This is a genomic window from Corynebacterium tuberculostearicum (assembly GCF_022347385.1).
Taxonomy (GTDB): domain Bacteria; phylum Actinomycetota; class Actinomycetes; order Mycobacteriales; family Mycobacteriaceae; genus Corynebacterium; species Corynebacterium tuberculostearicum_M.
The window spans coordinates 1-19,254 of the sequence record NZ_JAKRDT010000001.1 but is presented as its reverse complement, the minus strand read 5'-3'; the positions used below and the strand labels follow the sequence as shown (position 1 = coordinate 19,254).

Here is a 19,254-nt window from a genome sequence, read left to right as displayed (position 1 = left end):
GTGCGGTTCAGGTCTAACTAAACCTTCCCCACAAAGGTACATGTGGTTCATAATACGGGTTATCGCGATTTATCGTAACCAAACGCCCACAATAATCGACGCCCCGCCGAGTCTCAACGTTTACCACAGGTTTCGAGGCGACGGGGGTGCTACGTCAGAAAAATCATCTGCAAGATCATTGTGAGTATCGACAGCAAGACGAACAGTACAAGCACCGATACATCAAGCGCTACGCCACCCATTTGCAGAGGCGGGATCAGGCGGCGCAACGCCTTGACCGGCGGATCCGTAATCACAAACAGAGGCTCCGCTATAACCATAAACCAGCGTGGAGGGTTGAACTGCCGCGAGAAGGACTGGATCATCTCAATAATGATGCGGGCGATGAGCACCCACGTATAGATCCGCACGAGCAGGATAAGAATAATTCCGAGTTGTGTCACAATAACCGAGCCTATCGAATAAACCCCCGCAGATGCCCAATCGGCACCCCACGGGGGCTAAATGAAACGTGCTGCTTTAGCGCAGGCCTGCGGCGCGCTCGAGCTCATGCTTTGCAATGTCCGCAGACTTAGGCACGATGGAAAAGACCTTGCGCTCAGTGTCCATACCCTTGGTGAGGTTGAGCATACGCCCCTCTAGGCCGAAGCAGAGGCCGGCAGCGAAGTCGATGAAACGCTTGGCGGTGGCCTTTTCGGCGTCAGTCAACTCGAAGACAACGGCATCGCCGTCGCGGAAGGGCTCGCCTACCTTGGCGGCATCATTGAAAGACGTCAGCGAGATGGCCACGATGGTCGGGACGAATTCCTCCTGTACCGGGGCCGGCTCGTAGGACTGCGGGGCGCGGCGAGGTGCGTAGGCCGAGGAGCTATTTTCGGAGTAACGCGGCTCCTCGTTGTAGTAGGCATCGTCTTCTTCGATGTCCACCGGGCCCAGCCCGAAGAAATCCTTCGTCTTATCAATGAATGACATTTTTGGGTCTCCCTCTGACCTAAATTTGTACAAGTCTAAACGCGTAAAATGTGTCTGGTGTGACTCATGTGATTTACGCCGTGAAATGCGCTTTTGCGATGTTTTTAACCTACTGGCCGCGGCCCCATGATACTGGTTCCGACACGCACGATATCACTGCCCGCAGCAATTGCCTCGGCCATGTCCGCACTCATGCCAGCAGACATTTTCAGCGGTCGATCGAGCTCAGATGACAAGCGATCTACCTCTCCGCGGACGTTTCGGAATACCTCGCCAGCATCGGCATCAAGTGGCGGAACCACCATGAGTCCGGCAAGTTCCAAGTGCTGCGCGTCTTCTACGGCACGCACGACCTCATCGAGTACGTCTGGAGTTACACCACCACGAGCCCCATCGCCGTCGACGGAGACTTGGATGAAAACTGGCAGATTACCTTCGCGCTCGCCTCGTTCCTTGGCTAAGGAAACGCCTCGCTCCAGTGCGTGGGCGAGTTTGAGGGAATCAAGCGAATGCACGCTGGCCGCCCATCGGGCTACATGGTTGGCTTTCTTGGTCTGGATTTGGCCAATCATGTGGAAACGCAGCTGCGGCAGCTCAGCGGCCTTGGCACGGGCCTCTTGTTCCCGGTTTTCGGCGACGTCGGTAACTCCTAGATCTGCCAGCAGGGAAATATCCGCAGCTGGGTGAAATTTCGTCACCGGCAACAGCTGCGGCGGTTTCCGCCCTGACTGCGCTGCTAGCCTTTCAATCTCGGCACGGGTGTCCGATAGGTTGTGTTCTAGCTGTGCCTTTCGGTCTGACATTACTTAGCCTCCAACCAAATTAGTCCAGCCTGGCGGCCGGTGGTTCCTTCGCGCCGATAGGAAAAGAAGTCTTCGTCTTCGATGGTGCAGCGCGGGTCGGATTCAATCGCGGTGATACCTAGCCCCATGAGCTGGCGAATCAGCCCTGCGCGCACATCGATGCCCCACGTGCCCTTCGACGTCCGAGTCTTGGAGCCGGGCAAGCGGCGCTCGACGTCAGTGGCCATTTCCTCAGGCACTTCGTAGTTCTTTCCCGAAGCAGCCGGCCCCATAACCACCTGAATGCGCTCGGGCTGTGCGCCAAGCTTCTGCATTTCGCGCACGGTATTGACCACAATGCCGTTGCGGGCGCCCAAGCGGCCGGCGTGGGCGGCAGCAATGACGCCAGCGGCGACGTCGACAAGCAGCACCGGCGTGCAATCCGCAACGAGAACGCCTAGCCCGAGGCGTCGCTGGGTGGTGACAATTGCGTCTGTGGCTGGCACGGGCTCGTCCTGTGGACCATCGACGACGGTGACGGTATTTGTGTGCAGCTGTTCCATCCACACAATGTCGTCCAGACCGGTCACGCGCTTCAGGCGCTCGCGATTAGCGGCAACCGCGGCGGGGTCATCGCCGACGTGGTGCCCCAAGTTGAAGGAGTCGTATGGAATAGCAGACGCCCCGCCAGCACGGCTAGTAAAAACCATGCGGACGGGGCGTGTGGTGCGATGTTCCTCGTTTACTGGCATGCACACCAGCGTAGCGCTTTGCGCTTAGCGCATGAAGGAAGGCACGTCCAGATCGTCGTCGCCGTCATCGTCACGACGCTGCGATGGGCGGGACAAACGGTAGTCATCGCGGCGCTCCTCGCGGGAGAAACGGTCAGAGTTGGTGAACAGACCGCTAGATTCTGGGCGACGCTCCTCGGCAGGGCGCTGCGGAGTGTAGCGCTCTCGCTCCTGGCCGGCGCGCGGCTCGTAAGAGTGGCGCGGGGAGTAGTCATCCTGTACCGGCTGAGCGGCAGCAGGCTGCGCCGGTGCCGGGGTGACGGGCTCTGCGGCCTCGCGCTGGCGATTATCAAAAAGGGAACCCGGCTTGCGCTGTTCCTGCGGCTGCTGCTGCTGCGCAGCGGCCTGGGTCATATTGGCCTCGGCATCGAAGCCGGTGGCGATGATGGTGATGCGGATTTCATCGCCCAAGGTGTCGTCGATGATGGTACCGAAGATGAGGTTGACGTCCTCGTCGGCGCGCTCTTCCACCATGGAGGCGGCGGCGTTTACTTCGTGCAGGCCAAGATCGGAGCCGCCAGCGATGGACAGCAGCACGCCCTTGGCACCTTCCATCGTGGATTCCAGCAGCGGGGAGTTAATGGCTTGCTCAGCAGCGGTCATGGCGCGGTTATCACCGCGGGCGGAACCGATACCCATGAGCGCGGAGCCAGCGTCAGACATGACGGAGCGAACGTCCGCAAAGTCGACGTTGATCATGCCCGGGATGGTAATCAGGTTGGTAATACCCTGCACACCATTGTGCAGCACCTCATCGGCAGCGCGGAAAGCCTCAACGATGGAGAGCTCTTCCCCACCGAGCTGCATCAGGCGATCGTTCGGGATGACGATGAGGGTATCGCAGACCTCGCGCAGCTCCTCAATGCCGGCCATGGCCTGGCGGGTACGGCGAGCGCCTTCGAACTTGAACGGGCGGGTGACAACACCGACGGTCAGCGCACCCATTTTCTTCGCGATAGACGCCACGACCGGAGCAGCACCGGTGCCGGTGCCGCCACCCTCGCCAGCAGTCACGAAGACCATATCGGAGCCCTCGAGGGCGTCTTCAATTTCGGACTTGTGGTCTTCTGCGGAGGTCTTTCCTACCTCAGGGTTAGCGCCGGCGCCGAGGCCACGGGTGGCCTCACGGCCAATGTCGAGCTTGGTGTCTGCGTCAGAGAAAATGAGGGCCTGGGAGTCGGTGTTGATGGCGACGAACTGAACGCCCTTGAGGCCTTCTTCGATCATGCGGTTGACGGCGTTGACGCCGCCGCCGCCGACGCCGACGACCTTGATATCCGCGAGATTGTTATTGGAAGAGATCATGTGAGTAGGTCTCACCTTTCGCTACTTTAAGTCTGCACGTGCATTAAACGAGGAATGTAATGCGCTCCGCCGAAGGCGAATCGCGTTCCTTTCCATCTTTAACGACAGCGGTGTAATTTTCACGCACATTTTCCGCGTGTCGAGACCCTCAAGTTCCACTTTAGGGTTGCTCACCTGCGGTTTTATAAGTCACACCCGCATCATCCGCCCCACGGTTCAGGCACTAAAAAGAGCCCGTGCAGCGCACACGCCTAAGCGGTGCTGCACGGGCCCACAAGAGCGATAAAGGCACCTGCGGGGGCACCCGTCGCCCTATCCGCGGGTGGTGACCAACTCAGGGTTGGAAATATTCCACTCGCGGCCTTCCATCTTCAACACGGTGGCGAAGGCATGCGCCTTGTCCTCATCGTTAGAATCGCTGGCACCCCAGAAGATGCGCCGGTCATCTTTGGTGGTGAAAGTCAGCGAATATTCGCCCGCCACTTCCAGCTTTGCTACTTGGTTGCGGACGTCGTCGGAAAGCGCTGCAATCGCACGCACCGCATCCTGGGTTTGCGGGGAGCCGCTATCGACGGAGCCCGTCACCTCAACCGCGCCCGCGGGAGGCTCAGCGGAGGTAAATTCCTCGCCTTTATCATCGATCAGGTAGGGCTTATTATCGCGCTTTACAAACGCCACGGCCTTGTGCTCGGCCACGTTGATGGTCAAGGTCGAAGGGAAATCGCGAGAGACTGTCACCGAATCGACCCAGTCCAATCCAGCAACGCCGGAAGCTGCCTCACGCGCGTTAACGCGCAGCAAATTTTCGCCCTTGGGAACCCCAGAGGCTTCCTCCACCTGCGCGGGATCGAGCTGGTGGACGCCTTCGACGTGAAAATTGCGTACCTTCAGGACGGGAACTGTCCACATCACGGCGGCCGCTATGACGGCCACGGCGACGATTGCGGCGATGACCCCAGCGATGAGCTTTGCGGAGACGCGCACTAGCTTGCCCGCAATTCATCGAGGATTTCCGCCGCCACCATGGTTACCGAGCCAGCACCAATAGTCAGCACCACATCGCCCGGCTCCACCACCGACACGACGTCGCGGGCGGCGGCGGAAAAATCCGGCTCGAAAATGACCTGCATATCAGCGGGCATCTTATCGGTAATGATGCGGGAGGTAATTCCCTCCACGGGCTGCTCGCGAGCGCCGTATATGTCGAGTACCACGGCGGCGTCGGCAAGCGAGAGTGCTTGGGCAAACTCGGCGTCGAATTCCATGGTGCGCGAGTACAGGTGCGGCTGGAAACACGCGATAACGCGCCCGCCGTGGCCTTCCGCCTCGACCTTGGCGCGGGCGGCCCGCAGCACTGCCGCAACCTCGGTGGGATGGTGCGCATAATCATCAAAGACGCGCACGGGTTTGCCCTGCTTGTCGACGCTCCCCCGGTACTCGAAGCGCCGCCGCACACCACCAAAGTCAGCCAATCCCTCGGCGATGGCGGCTGGAGCGCCACCGGAGAGCACACCGGCGATCAAGGCACCCATGGAATTGAGCACCATGTGGTGGCCTGGGATCTGCAGCTCGTAGCGCACGGTTTCAGAAACGCCAGGAAGGTCGAGCTTGACGGTGGTGTCCATGCCTTCCGCGGTGGTATCTTCGCGCACCAGCTCGGCGGCCAACGGCACGGTAGAGGTAAAAGACTTCTCCGGCGAGCCATAGGCTACGACGTTGATGCCGCGCTCGAGTGCCCGCTCGCCAGCCCGGGCAGCGTGCTCGTCTTCAGCGCACACAACGAGGTAGCCGGTCTCCGGGGTAACCAAGTCAGCAAAGTCATCGAAGACTTGGAAATAGGCTTCCTCGCTGTGGAAGAAGTCGAGGTGATCGGGCTCGATAGTCGTGAGCACCGCGACGTCAGGGCTATAGCGCAGCAGGGAGGCATCAGATTCATCGGCTTCGGCGACGAAAGCTTCCCCGGTGCCACCGTGGGCATTGGTGCCCGCGCGATTGAGCTGGCCGCCGATGGCGAAGGAAGGATCGAGACCCGCGTGTTGCATCGCGCTCACGGTCATCGACGTGGTGGAGGTTTTGCCATGGGTGCCAGCCAGCAACACCTGCTGGTGGCCTTCCATCAACGCGGCGAGCAGATCGGAGCGGCGAATTACCGGGATATCGTTATCCTTTGCGGCTACTAGCTCCGGATTGTCTTGGGGAATGGCGGCAAAAGAAGTAACCACGACGGTGGGCAGTTCACCAGACAGTCGCAGATTTTCCGCGGCGTGGCCGATGGCGACCTTGGCACCCATGGTGCGCAGCACCTCAACCGGGGTGGAGTCTTTGACATCGGAACCTGTAACCACTCCGCCGCGAGCGGCGAGGATTCGCGCGAGCCCCGACATGCCGGAACCACCAATGCCGATGAGGTGGACGCGGCGCAGATCGTAGTGTGCGGGATCGGTCATTTACTTATCCTTCCTTCCAGCGGCGTCTTCGGCCTCGGATACGCGGGTGGCGATGCGGTCTGCGATGGTATTTGCCACGTCTCCGGCGCTGGCATGGGAGGCGGCGTGCGTCATCGACTCGAGGCGTTGCGGGTCATCGAGAATGCCGCGCACCTCGGAGATGAGTCGCTCTGGGGTCAGCTCCGCGTCCGGAATCTGGATGGCGGCGCCTGCCTCGACCACGTCGCGGGAATTGAGCGCCTGTTCGCCATTGCCGTGCGGCAGCGGAACGTAAATGGCCGGCAGGCCTGCGGCGGATACTTCGGCGACGGTCATCGCGCCGGAGCGGCACACGACGAGGTCAGCCACCGCAAGGGCGGAGCCCATGTCCTCGATATACGGCAGTGCGGCGTAGTTCGGGTGTTCTGCGGGCGGGTCATTCTTCTTGCCGTAGGCGTGCAGAAGCTGGAAGTCCTGTGCCAAGTCCTCTACCGCTCCGGCAACAGCGCGGTTGATGCTGGCCGCGCCTTGGGACCCGCCGGTGATAAGAATGGTGGGAAGCTCGGACAGGTTCCACTTGGTGCGCGCGTCTGCGGCCAGGTTGCCATTCGGGTCCTCCGCCAAGCTCGGGCGAACGGGGATGCCGACGACCTCGCCCGGCATGCCGGAATCTGGGTGTGCGTTGAGTCCGATGCCGCCCATTTTCACGCCGAGCTTATTGGCCATTCCAGCCAAAGCATTGGTCTCGAGAACATAAAACGGGATGCCGAGGGATCGCGCAGCGATATAGGCCGGCCCGGCCACGTAGCCGCCGGTGCCAAAGACGACATCCGCCTCGACGTCTTTGAGTACCTGCTTGGCCTCCCCCACCGCGCGGGAGAGGTTGAACGGTAGCTTGAAGAGCTGCGCGTTGACCTTGCGCGGGATTGGCACGGGGGTAATCAGGCTAAGGTCCACGCCGCGGGCGGGAATAATATCGCGCTCGAGGCCCTTTTCGGTACCGAGAGCGGTGATGCGTGCGCCGTGGCGCTCACGCAAAGCTTCGCCTACGGCGAGGGCGGGTTCAATGTGTCCGGCGGTGCCGCCACCTGCGATGACGACGGAAATAGGCGTGGAATTCATAGCCTAAAGGCTACCAGCGCCACCTAGCGATAGCGGCGCTCGGCGCGCGGATAGCGGCGGCCGCTTCCGGTCACGGGGCGGCCAAAGCGCTCCTCGCGCACGCGGGATCGCGGCTCCTGCGGACGGGCGTGACGGCCCTGCTGCTTCTTCTTCGGCTTCGGCACTGGCTGCGGCTCGCCGATGAACAAGAGGCGGTCGAACAGCGGGCGGCCGAAGTTCTGCATGGCAGAAATTTGCATCGGCTCGTGACGCGCCACGTTGCACAGGATGCCCATCGAGCCAATCGTGATGATCGCCGCGGTACCGCCGGCAGAAATCATGGGCAGCTGAATACCGGTCACCGGCAGCAGGCCAATGACGTAGCCAATATTCACAAAGGCCTGGGTGACCACACCGATGGTCAACGTTGCGGCCAGCAGGGACTGGAACTGGTTCTGTGCGCGCATCGCGGTGCGCAAGCCCACATAGCCCAGTGCGGCGAATAGCACGATGACGAGCGCACCGCCCCACCAGCCGAGTTCCTCACCCACGATGGCGAAAATAAAGTCATTTTTCGCCTCGGGAAGGTAGAACCACTTGGCACGGGATTGGCCAATGCCAACGCCCCAGAAGCCGCCGTCGGCAAGCGAGAGAAAGCCCTGATAGGACTGGAACCCCGTACCTTGAGTATCGGAGATATTGCCCACTAGGGCGTCGAAATAGGTGTGGAAGCGGTTGGAGCGGAAGCCGCCGGAAAGGAAGATAAACAGCAAACCACACACGGCTGCGACGCCGATGGTCGCCGGAACGCGCCAGTCGACACCCGCGAAAATCAGAGTGAAGACCACCACGAGGGCAAAGGACAAAGCCATGCCCAAGTCGCCCTGAAAGACGATGAGCAAGAACATAACGCCGGCGATGAGGGAGTACATCATGAAGGGATCTGTCACCTTCATGGATTTGTGCTCCTTATCCGCCAATACCGTCGCACCAAACATGCCTACGGCGATGCGGGCAAGCTCCGAGGGCTGCAGGGAGAACGGGCCCAAGTAAATCCAGGACTGGGAACCTACCTCCTCGCGGCCGGTGCCCACGCCGGGGATCAGCACGGCGATGAGCAAAATGATGGACAAGCCCACAATCCACGGCACGCATTTGCGCAGGGTATGAGGCGACACCTTGAGGCCAAACCAAAAGGCGACGAGGCCCAAGAACACCATCACGCACTGGCGCAATGCCTGGTTCCATACACCGCCGTCCTCGGTGAGGGAAGTAGCCATGGAGGAAGAAAAGACCATGAGCACGCCGATGCCCACGAGGAAGAAGATGATAAAGCGCAGCAGCTGGTAATCAAGGCCTGCTTCCTGGCGGGCTCGCTCGCGCAGCTCGCGAACGCGGTCGCCAAAACTCTTGGAGCGCGGGCGCTGCTGGGAGGTGGCCGTCATGTGTTCTCCTGATCCTTAAATCTAAAGCTCTACTTACGGGTAAGCTCCCGCGCGGCCGCGGCGAAAACATCACCGCGTTGAGCCATGCCGGTATACATATCCAACGATGCCGCAGCGGGCGCCAAAAGAACGGTATCCCCGGCGTCGGCGTGTTGCAGTGCAGCCTCCACCGCAGCATTCATGGCTGCGAAAGGCTCCTGCGTTTCGATGACGTCCACCGAGGCATGCGGCGCGTGGGCGGCGAGGGCCCGGGCAACCTCTTTCCTATCCACGCCCAGGACTACCGCGGCTTTGATGTGGGCGGCGTGCTTGGCGACGAGCCCGTCCACCTCCGCGCCTTTCAACTGCCCGCCGGCAATCCAGACCACGGAATTGAGCCCCTTGAGCGCAGCATCCGCCGCATGTGGGTTGGTGGCCTTGGAATTATCGATGAACGTGATGCCGGAATGCTCATGGACCACAGCGCCGCGGTGCCCGGCCACGGTATACGCTGCCAGCCCCTGTGCAATGGACTCCGGGGTGGCGCCTGCCAGACGCGCGACGCTGGCTGCGGCCGCAGCGTCTAGGACTCCTGCCAGGCCGGCGGGCTCAATGCCCTCTGCGGACGCGAGAGCCTCGCGCTGCTCGTTAAGCCGCGAAACAAGACGGCCGGCACTTACGCCCACCTCTCCCTGTGTGGGTTCAGCGGCGGTAAAGCCGAAGAGGTCTGTGGTATCCGCGGCGTAGCGGACCGCCTCGGCGTCATCCTTGCCCACCACAGCGACGTCACCGGAGAGCACCTTGGCCTTCGCGCGGGCATAGGCATCGAACGAACCATGCCAATCCAGGTGGTCATCAGCCAAATTCAGTAGCACGCCCACATCCGGGCGCACATGGCTGGACCAATGCAACTGGAAAGAAGATAGCTCGGCGCAGAGAACGTCGACGCGAGGGGTGGCCGTGAGGGCGTCGAAAAGCGACACGCCGATATTGCCCACCGCCAGTGCGCGCTTGCCGGTGCGCTTGGCATCTGCCTGCATGATCTGGGCCAACATACCGGTCGTGGTGGTTTTGCCGTTGGTTCCGGTAACTACCAGCCAGGTGCGCGGCGCCCCGAAGACGCCCGCACGATCCAGGCGGTAGGCCAGCTCCACGTCACCGATAACCTCTACCCCAGCGTCCTGGAAAGCAACCAACAAAGGCGAATCGGGACGCCAGCCCGGCGAAGTAACCACAAGGTCAAAATCGCCTTGGGCGGCAGAATCGACGTAGACGGTTGCTACCCCGTATTCCTCCGCCAATTCCGCCAGCGCGGTCTGGTTGGAATCTGCCACGGTGGTATCCACCCCGAGGCTTGCCAGCATAGCGACGCAACCGCGCCCTGATACTCCCGCCCCGGCCACGAGCACTCGCCCGCGCAACGAGGATGGCAACTCGGTCATCTCTATTCCTCTTTCCTCGATAAAGCTAAAAAGGCGTGAGTCTTAGGAAGCAAAGCCGACGGCGGACAGCCAGTCGCCGTAGAAGATGCATACGCCGGCAATGGCGGCCATGGCGCTCAACAGCCAGAAGCGGGTGACCACGGCGGTCTCAGCCCAGCCACCATTTTCAAAGTGGTGGTGGATGGGCGCCATGCGGAAGAAGCGCTTTCCGGTGCTGCGGAAGACGATGATCTGGATGACGACGGAGACCGTCTCAATCACGAAGATGGCGCCGATGATGATCATGAGCAGTTCGGTGCGAGTCGTCACCGAGAGGCCGGCGACGAGGCCGCCGAGCGCAAGCGAACCGGTATCGCCCATGAAGATCTTTGCCGGTGCGGCATTCCACCACAAAAAGCCCAAGCAACCGCCCAGGCCGGCTGCAGCCAGTACGGCCAAGTCGAGCGGATCGCGAACTTCATAGCACCCTGCCGCTGGCGAGACGGCGCAAGAGTTGCGGAATTGCCAGAAGGAAATCAGTGCGTAGGCGCCCATCACCATCGCGGTGGTGCCTGCGGCCAAGCCGTCGAGGCCGTCGGTGAGGTTCACGGCGTTCGACCACGCAGCAATGAGTAGATAGAGAAAGACCAGGAAAACAATGGTGCCGATGATGGCGCCGCCCACGGCGATGTCGAAGGTTTCAAAATCGCGAACGAAGGAAAGGTTGGTAGACGCTGGGGTCAATCCGTGCTCGTCTGGGAACTGCAGCGCCAGGATGCCGAAGATGAGCGCCACGGCCAGCTGACCTACCAGCTTGGCGGTCTTGTTCAGGCCGAGGTTGCGCTTTTTGAACAGCTTGATGAAGTCATCGGCAAAACCCAGACCGCCCAGGCCCATGGTGAGGAAGTAGACCAAAAGACCGGAGGGGCTAAAACCACCGTTACCGGTCACGCGGGCGTAAATTCCTACCACGAGGTAGGCCACGGTGATGGCCAGCAAAATCGCCAGTCCGCCCATGGTGGGGGTGCCGCGCTTGCGCAGGTGCAGCTGCGGTCCGTCCTCGCGGATTTCTTGCCCCTTGCCTACACCGGAAAAGTAGCGCACCAACATGGGAGTGGTAAAGATCGCGACGAGGAAGCTGAGGATGCCCGCGATAATGATCTGAGTCATTGCTAGAGGTCTTTCTCCTTGTACTGAGGACTAATGGCGATTGAGCTGTTCTGCCACGCGCCACAGGCGCTGGGCATTCGATGACTTGATGAGGACTACATCTTTGGCCTCGCGCCCCGTCCAATCTTCGATGCCGGCAGGCGCTACCCTAATGATGTCTTCGACCGCCGCCGCAGCGGCGTCAACATCCGGGCTGATAGTAGTATTTATACCCCGCGCCTGTGCGGCCTCAACCATGGCCCTCATATTATCGTTGTCTCCCACGGCCACGAGGTGGTCAACATGGTACTTGGAAAGCACCTCTCCCAATGCGCGGTGGGCGGCCACTGCTTCTCCGCCGAGCTCGCCCATCTCACCGAGCACGGCGATGGCGCGGGCATCCGGTCGGGCGGCCGAGGTATAGGCCAGCGCAGCAATGGCCGCGTGCATGGAATCGGGGTTGGCGTTATAGGAATCATCGATGGTGGTTACTCCATCGCGGCGGGTACGCACGTCCATGCGGTGTTCCGAGGCATTCTGGTGCCCGGATAGCGCGTTGGCTACCACCTGCGGGTCCATGCCCGATTCGATGGCCGCGGCGGCCGCTGCCAAAGCGTTAGAAACCTGGTGCTTGCCAAAGACCTGCAGCTTCACCGGAAGTGGGTCCGTTCCCGGCGCATGCAGCACAAACGAGGGGCGGGCGACGTCATCGAGCTGGATATCGCTGGCGTAGTACTGGGCGTCGGAAGCCGGCGGCTTATTGGCCGAGTAGTAGACGACCTTGGCTGAGGTGCGCGGCGCCATGCCGGCGACGACGGGATCATCGGCATTGAGCACAGCGACGCCGCCCTCAGCGGCCGAGGGCAAGGCTTCCACGAGCTCGCCTTTGGCCTGGGCAATATTCTCGCGGGAGCCAAACTCACCCAAGTGTGCGGTACCAACATTGAGTACCACGCCGACGGTGGGCGCGGTGATGGTGGTCAGATGGCGGATATGACCGATGCCGCGGGCAGACATTTCGGCAACCAGGAAACGGGTGTGCTCATCGCAGCGCAAAGCGGTATACGGCAGGCCGACCTCGTTATTAAAGGAGCCGGGAGGAGCGACGGTGTCGCCCTCAGCGCGGAAGATTGTGGCCAGTAGGTCCTTGGTGGAGGTCTTTCCGGCCGAGCCGGTCACGCCGACGATGTCTAGGCCCTGCTCGGCGGTCAGGCGGCGCGTGACTTCTCTCGCGATATCGGATAGCGCCTGCACCACCGCGGCGGCCGAGCCGTCCTCGTCGTGGGCATAGATATCGGCATTGGCGGCATCACCGGTAACGCGGCCTTGCGGCTTGACGACGACCGCCGGAACCCCCACCGGCCGCGCCGCCAGCACCGCCACTGCGCCCTGCTCGATGGCCTTTTCTGCATAGTCGTGGCCATCCACTCGGGCACCAGGCAGGGCAAGGAAGAGCCCGCCCTTTGTCACCTTGCGGGAATCGAATTCGATGAACCCGGTAACGCGCTGGTCTGGGTCAGACACGCAATCGAGGCTGCCCCCGGTGATTTCGGCAATATCGGCAATAGAAAGTGGAATCATGTCTACTCCTTCGCATCCCCAAGGGTATCGCGGTGCGGGGTTCCGGCCAGCTTTTCCCCGATGGCGCGGGCCATTTCCTCGCGGTCATCAAAGTGCAACGTCTTTCCGTTCACGAGCTGTCCCACCTCGTGGCCCTTGCCCACGACGATGACGGCATCGCCCGGCTCGGCCCAATCGACGACCTCATCGATGGCACGGGCACGGGAGCCTACCTCGCGGATATCGCCCTGCGGGGCGGCGTCACGCGCGCCCTCCACCACCGCCGCGCGAATGGTGGCGGGGTCTTCGGAGCGCGGGTTGTCATCGGTCACCACGGTAAGGTCAGCGCGGCTGGCTGCGGCTGCGCCCATGATGGGCCGCTTAGAGCTATCGCGGTCTCCGCCGGCGCCGACGACAATGCCGACGCGACCTGTGGTTCCCTCCAGCTGACCACGCAGGGTGTCGAGCACCGCGGCGATGGCCGCGGGCTTATGCGCGTAGTCCACTACGGCCACAAAGTCTTGGCCGCGGTCGATGCGCTCCATGCGGCCAGGGACTGCGACCTTCTCCACTCCCGATAGGAACTCCGCTGGGTCCTCTCCTACCGCGGTGGCCATGCCGAGTGCCAAGCACGCATTGGCGATATTGAACTCGCCAGGTAGCGGCAGCCGGAAGGTGAAATTGGCGCCGTCATAGTCCAGGGCTACCTCTTGGGCACCGGTGGCCTCGGTGGCGGTTTGGCGCGCGCTGATCGTGGCCGCAGCGCCCTGGGTGTCCACCGTAGTCACTTCGTGGCCCGCGCTCTTGGCGACGCCGCGCATGCGCTCGCCCCACTCATCATCGATGCAGAGGACGGCTCGCTCGGCCGCCTGTTCCCCAGCAAAAAGCTTCGCCTTGGCCTGGAAGTAGTCCTCCATTGTGGGGTGAAAATCGAGGTGGTCCTGGCTCAGGTTCGTAAACCCGCCTACCGCAAACCGAGTTCCGCGCACGCGTCCGAGCTCCAGCGCATGCGAGGACACTTCCATCACCACATGGGTAACTCCCTCGTTCTTCATGCGCGCGAAAAGCTCTTGTAGGGTCGGCGCCTCAGGCGTGGTGAGCGAGGTGGGAACCGGCGTGCGGTTGATACGGGTACCGGTGGTTCCGATAAGGCCCACAGAATGCCCGGCGTGGAGCAGGCCGGCCTCCAGCAGGTAGCTGGTGGTGGTCTTGCCGGAGGTGCCGGTAACGCCGATAACCGTCAAGTCTCGGGTGGGGTGGCCGTAAATCTCGGCGGAAATGGGGCCGAGCACGGCACGAATATCCTCCACCACCAAGATGGGGCGGGTCTCTTGGGCCTCGGTAAGCAGGTCGAGCCCAGCGGCGTCGGTAAGCACGGCTCCAGCCTTGGTATCGCGAGCGAACTGCGCGCCGTGTACGCGCGTGCCCGGCAAGGCAGCAAAGAGCGCGCCTTCCGGCAAACGGGAAGAATCCAGCCCGCACGCGGAGACCTCCACGGAGGCATCACCAATGACGCGCCCACCGGAAAGCTGGGCGAGAGTATCCAAAGAAACGGTCATACTAAGCTCCTATTGTGCCCGCAGGGTCAGCCGCGGTGCTGGTTTCGAAGTCGGAATATTGTCACGATTAAGTAGCCACGAGGCGATATCACGGAAGATAGGTGCCGCCGACTGGCCGCCGCCTCCATTGTCCTCCACGCCGGACTTAGGCTCATCCAGCATGACGGCAACAACGAAGCGCGGATCATCGGCCGGCGCAATGCCGGCAAAGGTGATCCAATAGGCGGAATTCGAATACGCCCCGGTATTTGGGTCCACCTTCTGGGCCGTACCGGTCTTGCCGGAAAGCTGATAGCCCTTAAGCTGCGCATTGCCGGCCGTACCATTTTGCAGGCCGGCATCATCGTCCTGGAAGACGGCGCGGAACATATCCACCGTGGTTTTGGCAGTCTCCGGGCTTACCACCTGGTTCTTTTCCGGTTCCTCTAGCTTTTCGTCCTTGCCGTCTGGGCCCTTGACCGAGTCAATGATGCGCGGCTCGATACGCTCGCCGCCATTGGCCAACGCTTGGTAGACGCTGGCCATCTGCAAGGTGGTCCACGACTGGCCCTGGCCAATAGGCAGGTTAGCGAAGGTGCCGCCGGACCATTGCTCCAAGTCTGGGACGCTGCCGGCCGATTCGTTCGGCAGCTCAATACCGGTGGTATTGCCCAACCCAAACTTCTTGAGGTACTCGGCGTACTTCTCTTGGCCCAACTTATCGGCGATCATCAAGGTACCGACGTTGGAGGACTTACCAAAGATGCCGGTGGTGGTATACGGCTCGGTGCCGTGTTCCCAGGCATCATTGACCGTCACGCCCGCCATATCGATGGAACCGGGGACCTGGTGCACCTCATCCGGGGTGGTCACGCCCTCCTGCAATGCAGCAGCCGCGGTAACCACCTTGGCTACAGACCCCGGCTCATAAGGATGGGAAACGCTGCGGTTTTCAAAGTCCTTACCCTCATCAAGCTGATCCTCAACATTCTTATTGGGATCCACGGTATCGGTATTGGCCATGGCAAGGACCTGGCCGGTGGCAGCATCGAGGACCACTGCTTCCGCACCAGAAGCCTTAGAGTTGGCCTTGGCCTTTTCCAGCTTTTGCTGAACGTAGGTCTGCAGGTCCAGATCCAAAGTGAGGGTGACGTCGCGACCATCAACGGTATCCACGACGTCCCGCAGAGTGCCCGGGATCACCTGGCCATCTGCGGATACGTCCTCGGTGGACTGGCCGTCAATGCCAGTAAGTTCCGTATCGCGCGCGGCCTCGAAACCGAACTGTCCATGGCCGTCCATCGACACCTTGCCCACAACGTTTTCGCCAATGGCGCCGTTGGGGTACTGGCGAATGTCTTGGCGGTCCGCTGCCACTCCGTGGTACTTATTGGCGATCTCTACGGCAACGTCCGGGTCGACGTTGCGCACCAGTACCTCATACTGGGTATCGGCTTTGAGCTTATTGAGGATGTCGTCCTTATCCACCTTGGAGGTCGAGGCGCCGGAATCCTCAATCAGCTTCGGGATTCCCTCAGACATGTCCTTGAGGGTCTCCTCCATCTTCTTGGTGAGGAAGCTATCCAGCTTCTTATCATCCATGCCCTCGGTCGAGCCATCGTTTTGGGCCTCGATCTCGGCCTTGTCCTTTAGCTCATCGCGAAGTCGGGTCGGCGAGACAGTCAAGGAACGAGACTTCATCGTGTAGGCGAGGCGCTGGCCATCACGGTCTAAGATCTCTCCCCTACGGGCCGGCTCAATATAGACGCGCTCGCGCTGCGTTACGGCCTTGGCGGAAAGGTCTGGGCCCCACACAAGCTGCACCCACGCCAAGCGCCCAGCGAGGACGACCATCGCCACGAGCACCACGGATACGATGATGCGCAGGCGTTTGCGCATCATTTTCTTTTGCGGCACCGCGGAGCTGGCAGAGCGGCGCGGGCGGCGCCTAGCCTTACTTGGCGTAGTCACAGTCCAGTGTCACCTTCCCTATTTCCGCCACAATTTCTTGCGTGTATTGATTGTGCCCTACAAAAGTGAGAATGCCCGCGCCACCACGCGCGAGCATCATCTTTTTCACCGATTATTCTTCTCTAGCTACTCGGCGCGGCTGGCATACGGCGCACGGGCAGGAAGGTTAGGTCGCGCATTGTCTTGGGCGGCACCGGCATCGCCGGTCTCGCGGTCCGAGTTGCGGTCGCCGGCATCGCCACCATTGCTGGTGCGCTGCTGTCCCTGTGGCACGGCATTGAGGGAATCCGACATCCCCTCAGTGTCCTTTGGGTCGCTAGAAGCCTGGCCCGGGCGGATTGGTTCACCGTTGACATCAATGAGCTTTTCGGTATCCGGGGTGCCTTCGCGCTTGTCGACGATCTTTCCATCGCCGCCGACTTCCGCAATGCCCGGCTGCTTGGGAATGGCCATTCCCATTTTGTCCGCGCGGCGCGCAATATCAGCAGAAGAGCTGAGGTTTTCTGCATCGCGGTTGAGGGTCTCAATCTGGTTATCCAGTTGGGAATCCTGCACGGTCAGCTGCTGGATGGCAAAGGTTTGCTTGGTAGACAGACCCGACAGCCACATGGCCAAGGCCACACCGACGATAAGCAGGGTGAGGGAAATGACGCCCAAACGGGTAAGGAGCCCGTTCTTCTTCGGCTGCGGCTGCAGCTGACGGCCGCGGAAGCTCACTACCTGCTTCGAGCCTAGGCGCTTCGTGCTGCGGTGCGGCACGCGAGTGCGGCTCGGAGCACGCTTAGTGCTGGGACGCTCGCGCAGCGCCGTCGGGGCTCCGGTATCGATTCCGGTGGTGAAGTCTCGGCTGGCGCCCATGGTGCGAGTGGCCTCTCTGTCGCGGCTGTCAGTCTTTAGGTGGTTGCGGCGTGGGATGGTGCTCATTGCCTGCCTCCCGGCGGTAGAAATTCTGGCATTCCCTCGAGTCTTTCGATGGCACGAACACGCACCGACGCGGCTCGCGAATTTTCCGCGACCTCCTCTTCAGAGGCCTTTTCCGCCCCGCGCGTAACGATCTTGAACTTCGGCGCGGTGCCTGGCAGATCCATCGGCAGCCCAGCCGGCGTCTTGGAAGTGGTCAGTTCTTTGAAGGCTGCTTTAACGATGCGGTCTTCCAAAGATTGGTAGCTCATGAATACGGCACGGCCGCCTTCTGAAAGCGCCTGGGTTATGACCGGCAGGACATTTTCGATAGCTTCCAACTCGCGATTGACCTCAACCCGCAGCGCTTGGAAGGTGCGCTTGGCGGGGTGCCCTCCGGTACGGCGGGTCGCAGCGGGAATGACATCATAAAGCAGCTCAACGAGCCGCGCGGAGTTCTCGAAAGGCTCCTTGTCGCGCTCTTTCAACACGGCAGAGGCAATTTTTCCCGCGAAACGCTCATCACCATAGGTTTTGAGGACGCGAGCCAAGTCACCGTGCGAATAGGTATTAAGCACATCCGCCGCAGTAATCCCCTGCGAAGGGTCCATGCGCATATCCAGCGGTGCATCCGCCTTATAAGCGAATCCGCGGTCAGCCTGGTCTAGCTGCATGGAGGAAACACCAAGGTCAAAAAGGGCGCCGGCAATGCCTACGGTGCGGGCCGAATCAAAGATGTCGCCGTCGCCTTCCGCGATGGCGCTGCCCAGCTCATCGAATCGTGCATTAACGCCGACAAAGCGATCGCCATAGGGCGCAAGACGTTCGGATGCATTGCGCAGCGCCTGCTTATCGCGGTCAACGCCTATGACTCGAGCCTCGGGGAAAGATTCCAGGAAGTAGCGAGTGTGGCCACCGGCGCCCAGGGTGGCGTCGAGAAGCACTGCCTTATCCCCCGCCGCTTCTACCTGGGGGCGCAGGAGATCAGCCATGCGCTCGCGCATGACCGGCACGTGGCCGTGGTTTTCGGCCACATCATAATTTAGGTCTTTGGTAGCCATGTCTCCCCGCAACCCCCTTTCTCAAATTCCCTAACTTCCAGTGGTGGAAAGCATGCGAGTGCGTATAGGGCCCTGTCCGAGGCAGGTTTCTGATATCGGGGAAGTACACCAGAATCATCCGCCTCGGACAGAGTCCTTACACGCACTCTTGTGCAGGCTTAGAGCAAGCCCGCCAGCACGTCATCGGCATCTGCTGCCGAATAAGCATCTTCAGTTTGCGACTGGTACTCAGCCCACGCGGCTGCGTCCCAAATTTCGAGAAAGTCCACAGAGCCAACCACAACGCACTCCTTGGACAAGTTGGCATATTCCCGATGCCCCGCGGACAACGTAATGCGCCCATGCCCATCCGGCCGCTGTTCGTCCGCACTTGCTGCCAAGTTACGAATGAAAGCACGTGCTTCTGGGTTGGTTCGAGAAACCGCCGCAGCCTTCCGCGCACGTGCCGCAAATTCCTCCCGCGGGTACACGGCCAGCGAGTGGTCCTGCCCCTTGGTGACCATGAGGCCACCCGCGAGTTCATCGCGAAACTTTGCCGGAAGCGTAAGACGTCCCTTGTCATCGAGCTTCGGAGTGTAGGTTCCGAGAAACATCCCGGCGTCCACCTTCCTTACTCAAAAACTCCGGATTCTCTTACTTCAGAATCGAGACCCTTGAGCCCCTCTTTCCTCCGCTGCGCCCCACTCTACCCCACTTTCCCCCACCTAACCCACTTAAAGCGGCGTGTCCCTCGGATTACTTTCAATTACGTGCAGCTAGATAATGGTTTTTCCGGTGGGAAGAAATCCCGCGAAAGGCCTTGACAGCCCACTACAACCACCCCACTTACCCCACCCGTAACACCAATATCTGT

General features: G+C 61.1%; 17 protein-coding genes. All 17 read right to left on the bottom strand.

Translation table 11 applies throughout. From position 1 onward, the window contains the following. Window positions 1–149: 149 nt before the first annotated feature. A complete protein-coding gene (locus MHK00_RS00085; RefSeq protein ID WP_005324523.1) occupies window positions 150–443 on the bottom strand; it encodes a YggT family protein in 294 nt (97 codons plus the stop codon). A 76-nt stretch (window positions 444–519) separates the two neighbouring features. Beyond that, on the bottom strand, window positions 520–972 hold the full coding sequence (locus tag MHK00_RS00080) for a cell division protein SepF (protein ID WP_005324522.1): 453 nt from the start codon (window positions 970–972) through the stop codon (window positions 520–522). A 104-nt stretch (window positions 973–1,076) separates the two neighbouring features. Beyond that, entirely contained in the window at window positions 1,077–1,775 is a 699-nt protein-coding gene (locus MHK00_RS00075) for a YggS family pyridoxal phosphate-dependent enzyme (RefSeq protein ID WP_250409963.1), read from the bottom strand. Next, window positions 1,775–2,506, bottom strand: a complete 732-nt coding sequence (gene pgeF / locus MHK00_RS00070) for a peptidoglycan editing factor PgeF (RefSeq protein ID WP_150850919.1) — start codon at window positions 2,504–2,506, stop codon at window positions 1,775–1,777. The genes MHK00_RS00075 and pgeF overlap by 1 nt, the downstream gene beginning before the upstream one ends. A 24-nt stretch (window positions 2,507–2,530) precedes the next feature. Then, a complete protein-coding gene (gene ftsZ / locus MHK00_RS00065; protein ID WP_250409961.1) occupies window positions 2,531–3,850 on the bottom strand; it encodes a cell division protein FtsZ in 1,320 nt (439 codons plus the stop codon). Between the two features lie 312 nt (window positions 3,851–4,162). Continuing rightward, window positions 4,163–4,834, bottom strand: coding sequence for a cell division protein FtsQ/DivIB (locus tag MHK00_RS00060; protein WP_250409960.1), 672 nt, complete (start codon window positions 4,832–4,834; stop codon window positions 4,163–4,165). Further along, a complete protein-coding gene (gene murC / locus MHK00_RS00055; RefSeq protein ID WP_250409959.1) occupies window positions 4,834–6,297 on the bottom strand; it encodes a UDP-N-acetylmuramate--L-alanine ligase in 1,464 nt (487 codons plus the stop codon). The genes MHK00_RS00060 and murC overlap by 1 nt, the downstream gene beginning before the upstream one ends. Next, window positions 6,298–7,398 carry an undecaprenyldiphospho-muramoylpentapeptide beta-N-acetylglucosaminyltransferase gene (gene murG / locus MHK00_RS00050; RefSeq protein WP_250409958.1) on the bottom strand — a complete coding sequence of 367 codons (1,101 nt, stop codon included), beginning with the start codon at window positions 7,396–7,398 and terminating at the stop codon, window positions 6,298–6,300. A 23-nt stretch (window positions 7,399–7,421) separates the two neighbouring features. Then, complete coding sequence (locus MHK00_RS00045; RefSeq protein ID WP_250409956.1) at window positions 7,422–8,822, bottom strand: FtsW/RodA/SpoVE family cell cycle protein; 1,401 nt, start codon at window positions 8,820–8,822, stop codon at window positions 7,422–7,424. 29 nt (window positions 8,823–8,851) lie between these two features. Then, window positions 8,852–10,243 (bottom strand): UDP-N-acetylmuramoyl-L-alanine--D-glutamate ligase, encoded by a 1,392-nt coding sequence (gene murD / locus MHK00_RS00040; protein ID WP_250409955.1) that lies wholly within the window; start codon window positions 10,241–10,243, stop codon window positions 8,852–8,854. Window positions 10,244–10,285: 42 nt separating this feature from the next. Then, complete coding sequence (gene mraY / locus MHK00_RS00035) at window positions 10,286–11,392, bottom strand: phospho-N-acetylmuramoyl-pentapeptide-transferase (RefSeq protein WP_005328919.1); 1,107 nt, start codon at window positions 11,390–11,392, stop codon at window positions 10,286–10,288. Window positions 11,393–11,422: 30 nt separating this feature from the next. Then, window positions 11,423–12,952, bottom strand: coding sequence for a UDP-N-acetylmuramoyl-tripeptide--D-alanyl-D-alanine ligase (locus MHK00_RS00030; protein ID WP_250409954.1), 1,530 nt, complete (start codon window positions 12,950–12,952; stop codon window positions 11,423–11,425). Between the two features lie 2 nt (window positions 12,953–12,954). After that, on the bottom strand, window positions 12,955–14,490 hold the full coding sequence (locus tag MHK00_RS00025; protein WP_250409953.1) for a UDP-N-acetylmuramoyl-L-alanyl-D-glutamate--2,6-diaminopimelate ligase: 1,536 nt from the start codon (window positions 14,488–14,490) through the stop codon (window positions 12,955–12,957). 9 nt (window positions 14,491–14,499) lie between these two features. After that, window positions 14,500–16,371, bottom strand: coding sequence for a peptidoglycan D,D-transpeptidase FtsI family protein (locus MHK00_RS00020; protein WP_436232058.1), 1,872 nt, complete (start codon window positions 16,369–16,371; stop codon window positions 14,500–14,502). Between the two features lie 195 nt (window positions 16,372–16,566). After that, complete coding sequence (gene ftsL / locus MHK00_RS00015; RefSeq protein WP_250409952.1) at window positions 16,567–17,364, bottom strand: cell division protein FtsL; 798 nt, start codon at window positions 17,362–17,364, stop codon at window positions 16,567–16,569. Beyond that, window positions 17,361–18,401, bottom strand: a complete 1,041-nt coding sequence (gene rsmH / locus MHK00_RS00010; protein WP_250409950.1) for a 16S rRNA (cytosine(1402)-N(4))-methyltransferase RsmH — start codon at window positions 18,399–18,401, stop codon at window positions 17,361–17,363. Before rsmH ends, ftsL begins: the two co-directional genes overlap by 4 nt. A gap of 158 nt (window positions 18,402–18,559) precedes the next feature. Then, window positions 18,560–18,994 (bottom strand): division/cell wall cluster transcriptional repressor MraZ, encoded by a 435-nt coding sequence (gene mraZ / locus MHK00_RS00005; RefSeq protein ID WP_005324499.1) that lies wholly within the window; start codon window positions 18,992–18,994, stop codon window positions 18,560–18,562. Window positions 18,995–19,254: the final 260 nt, after the last annotated feature.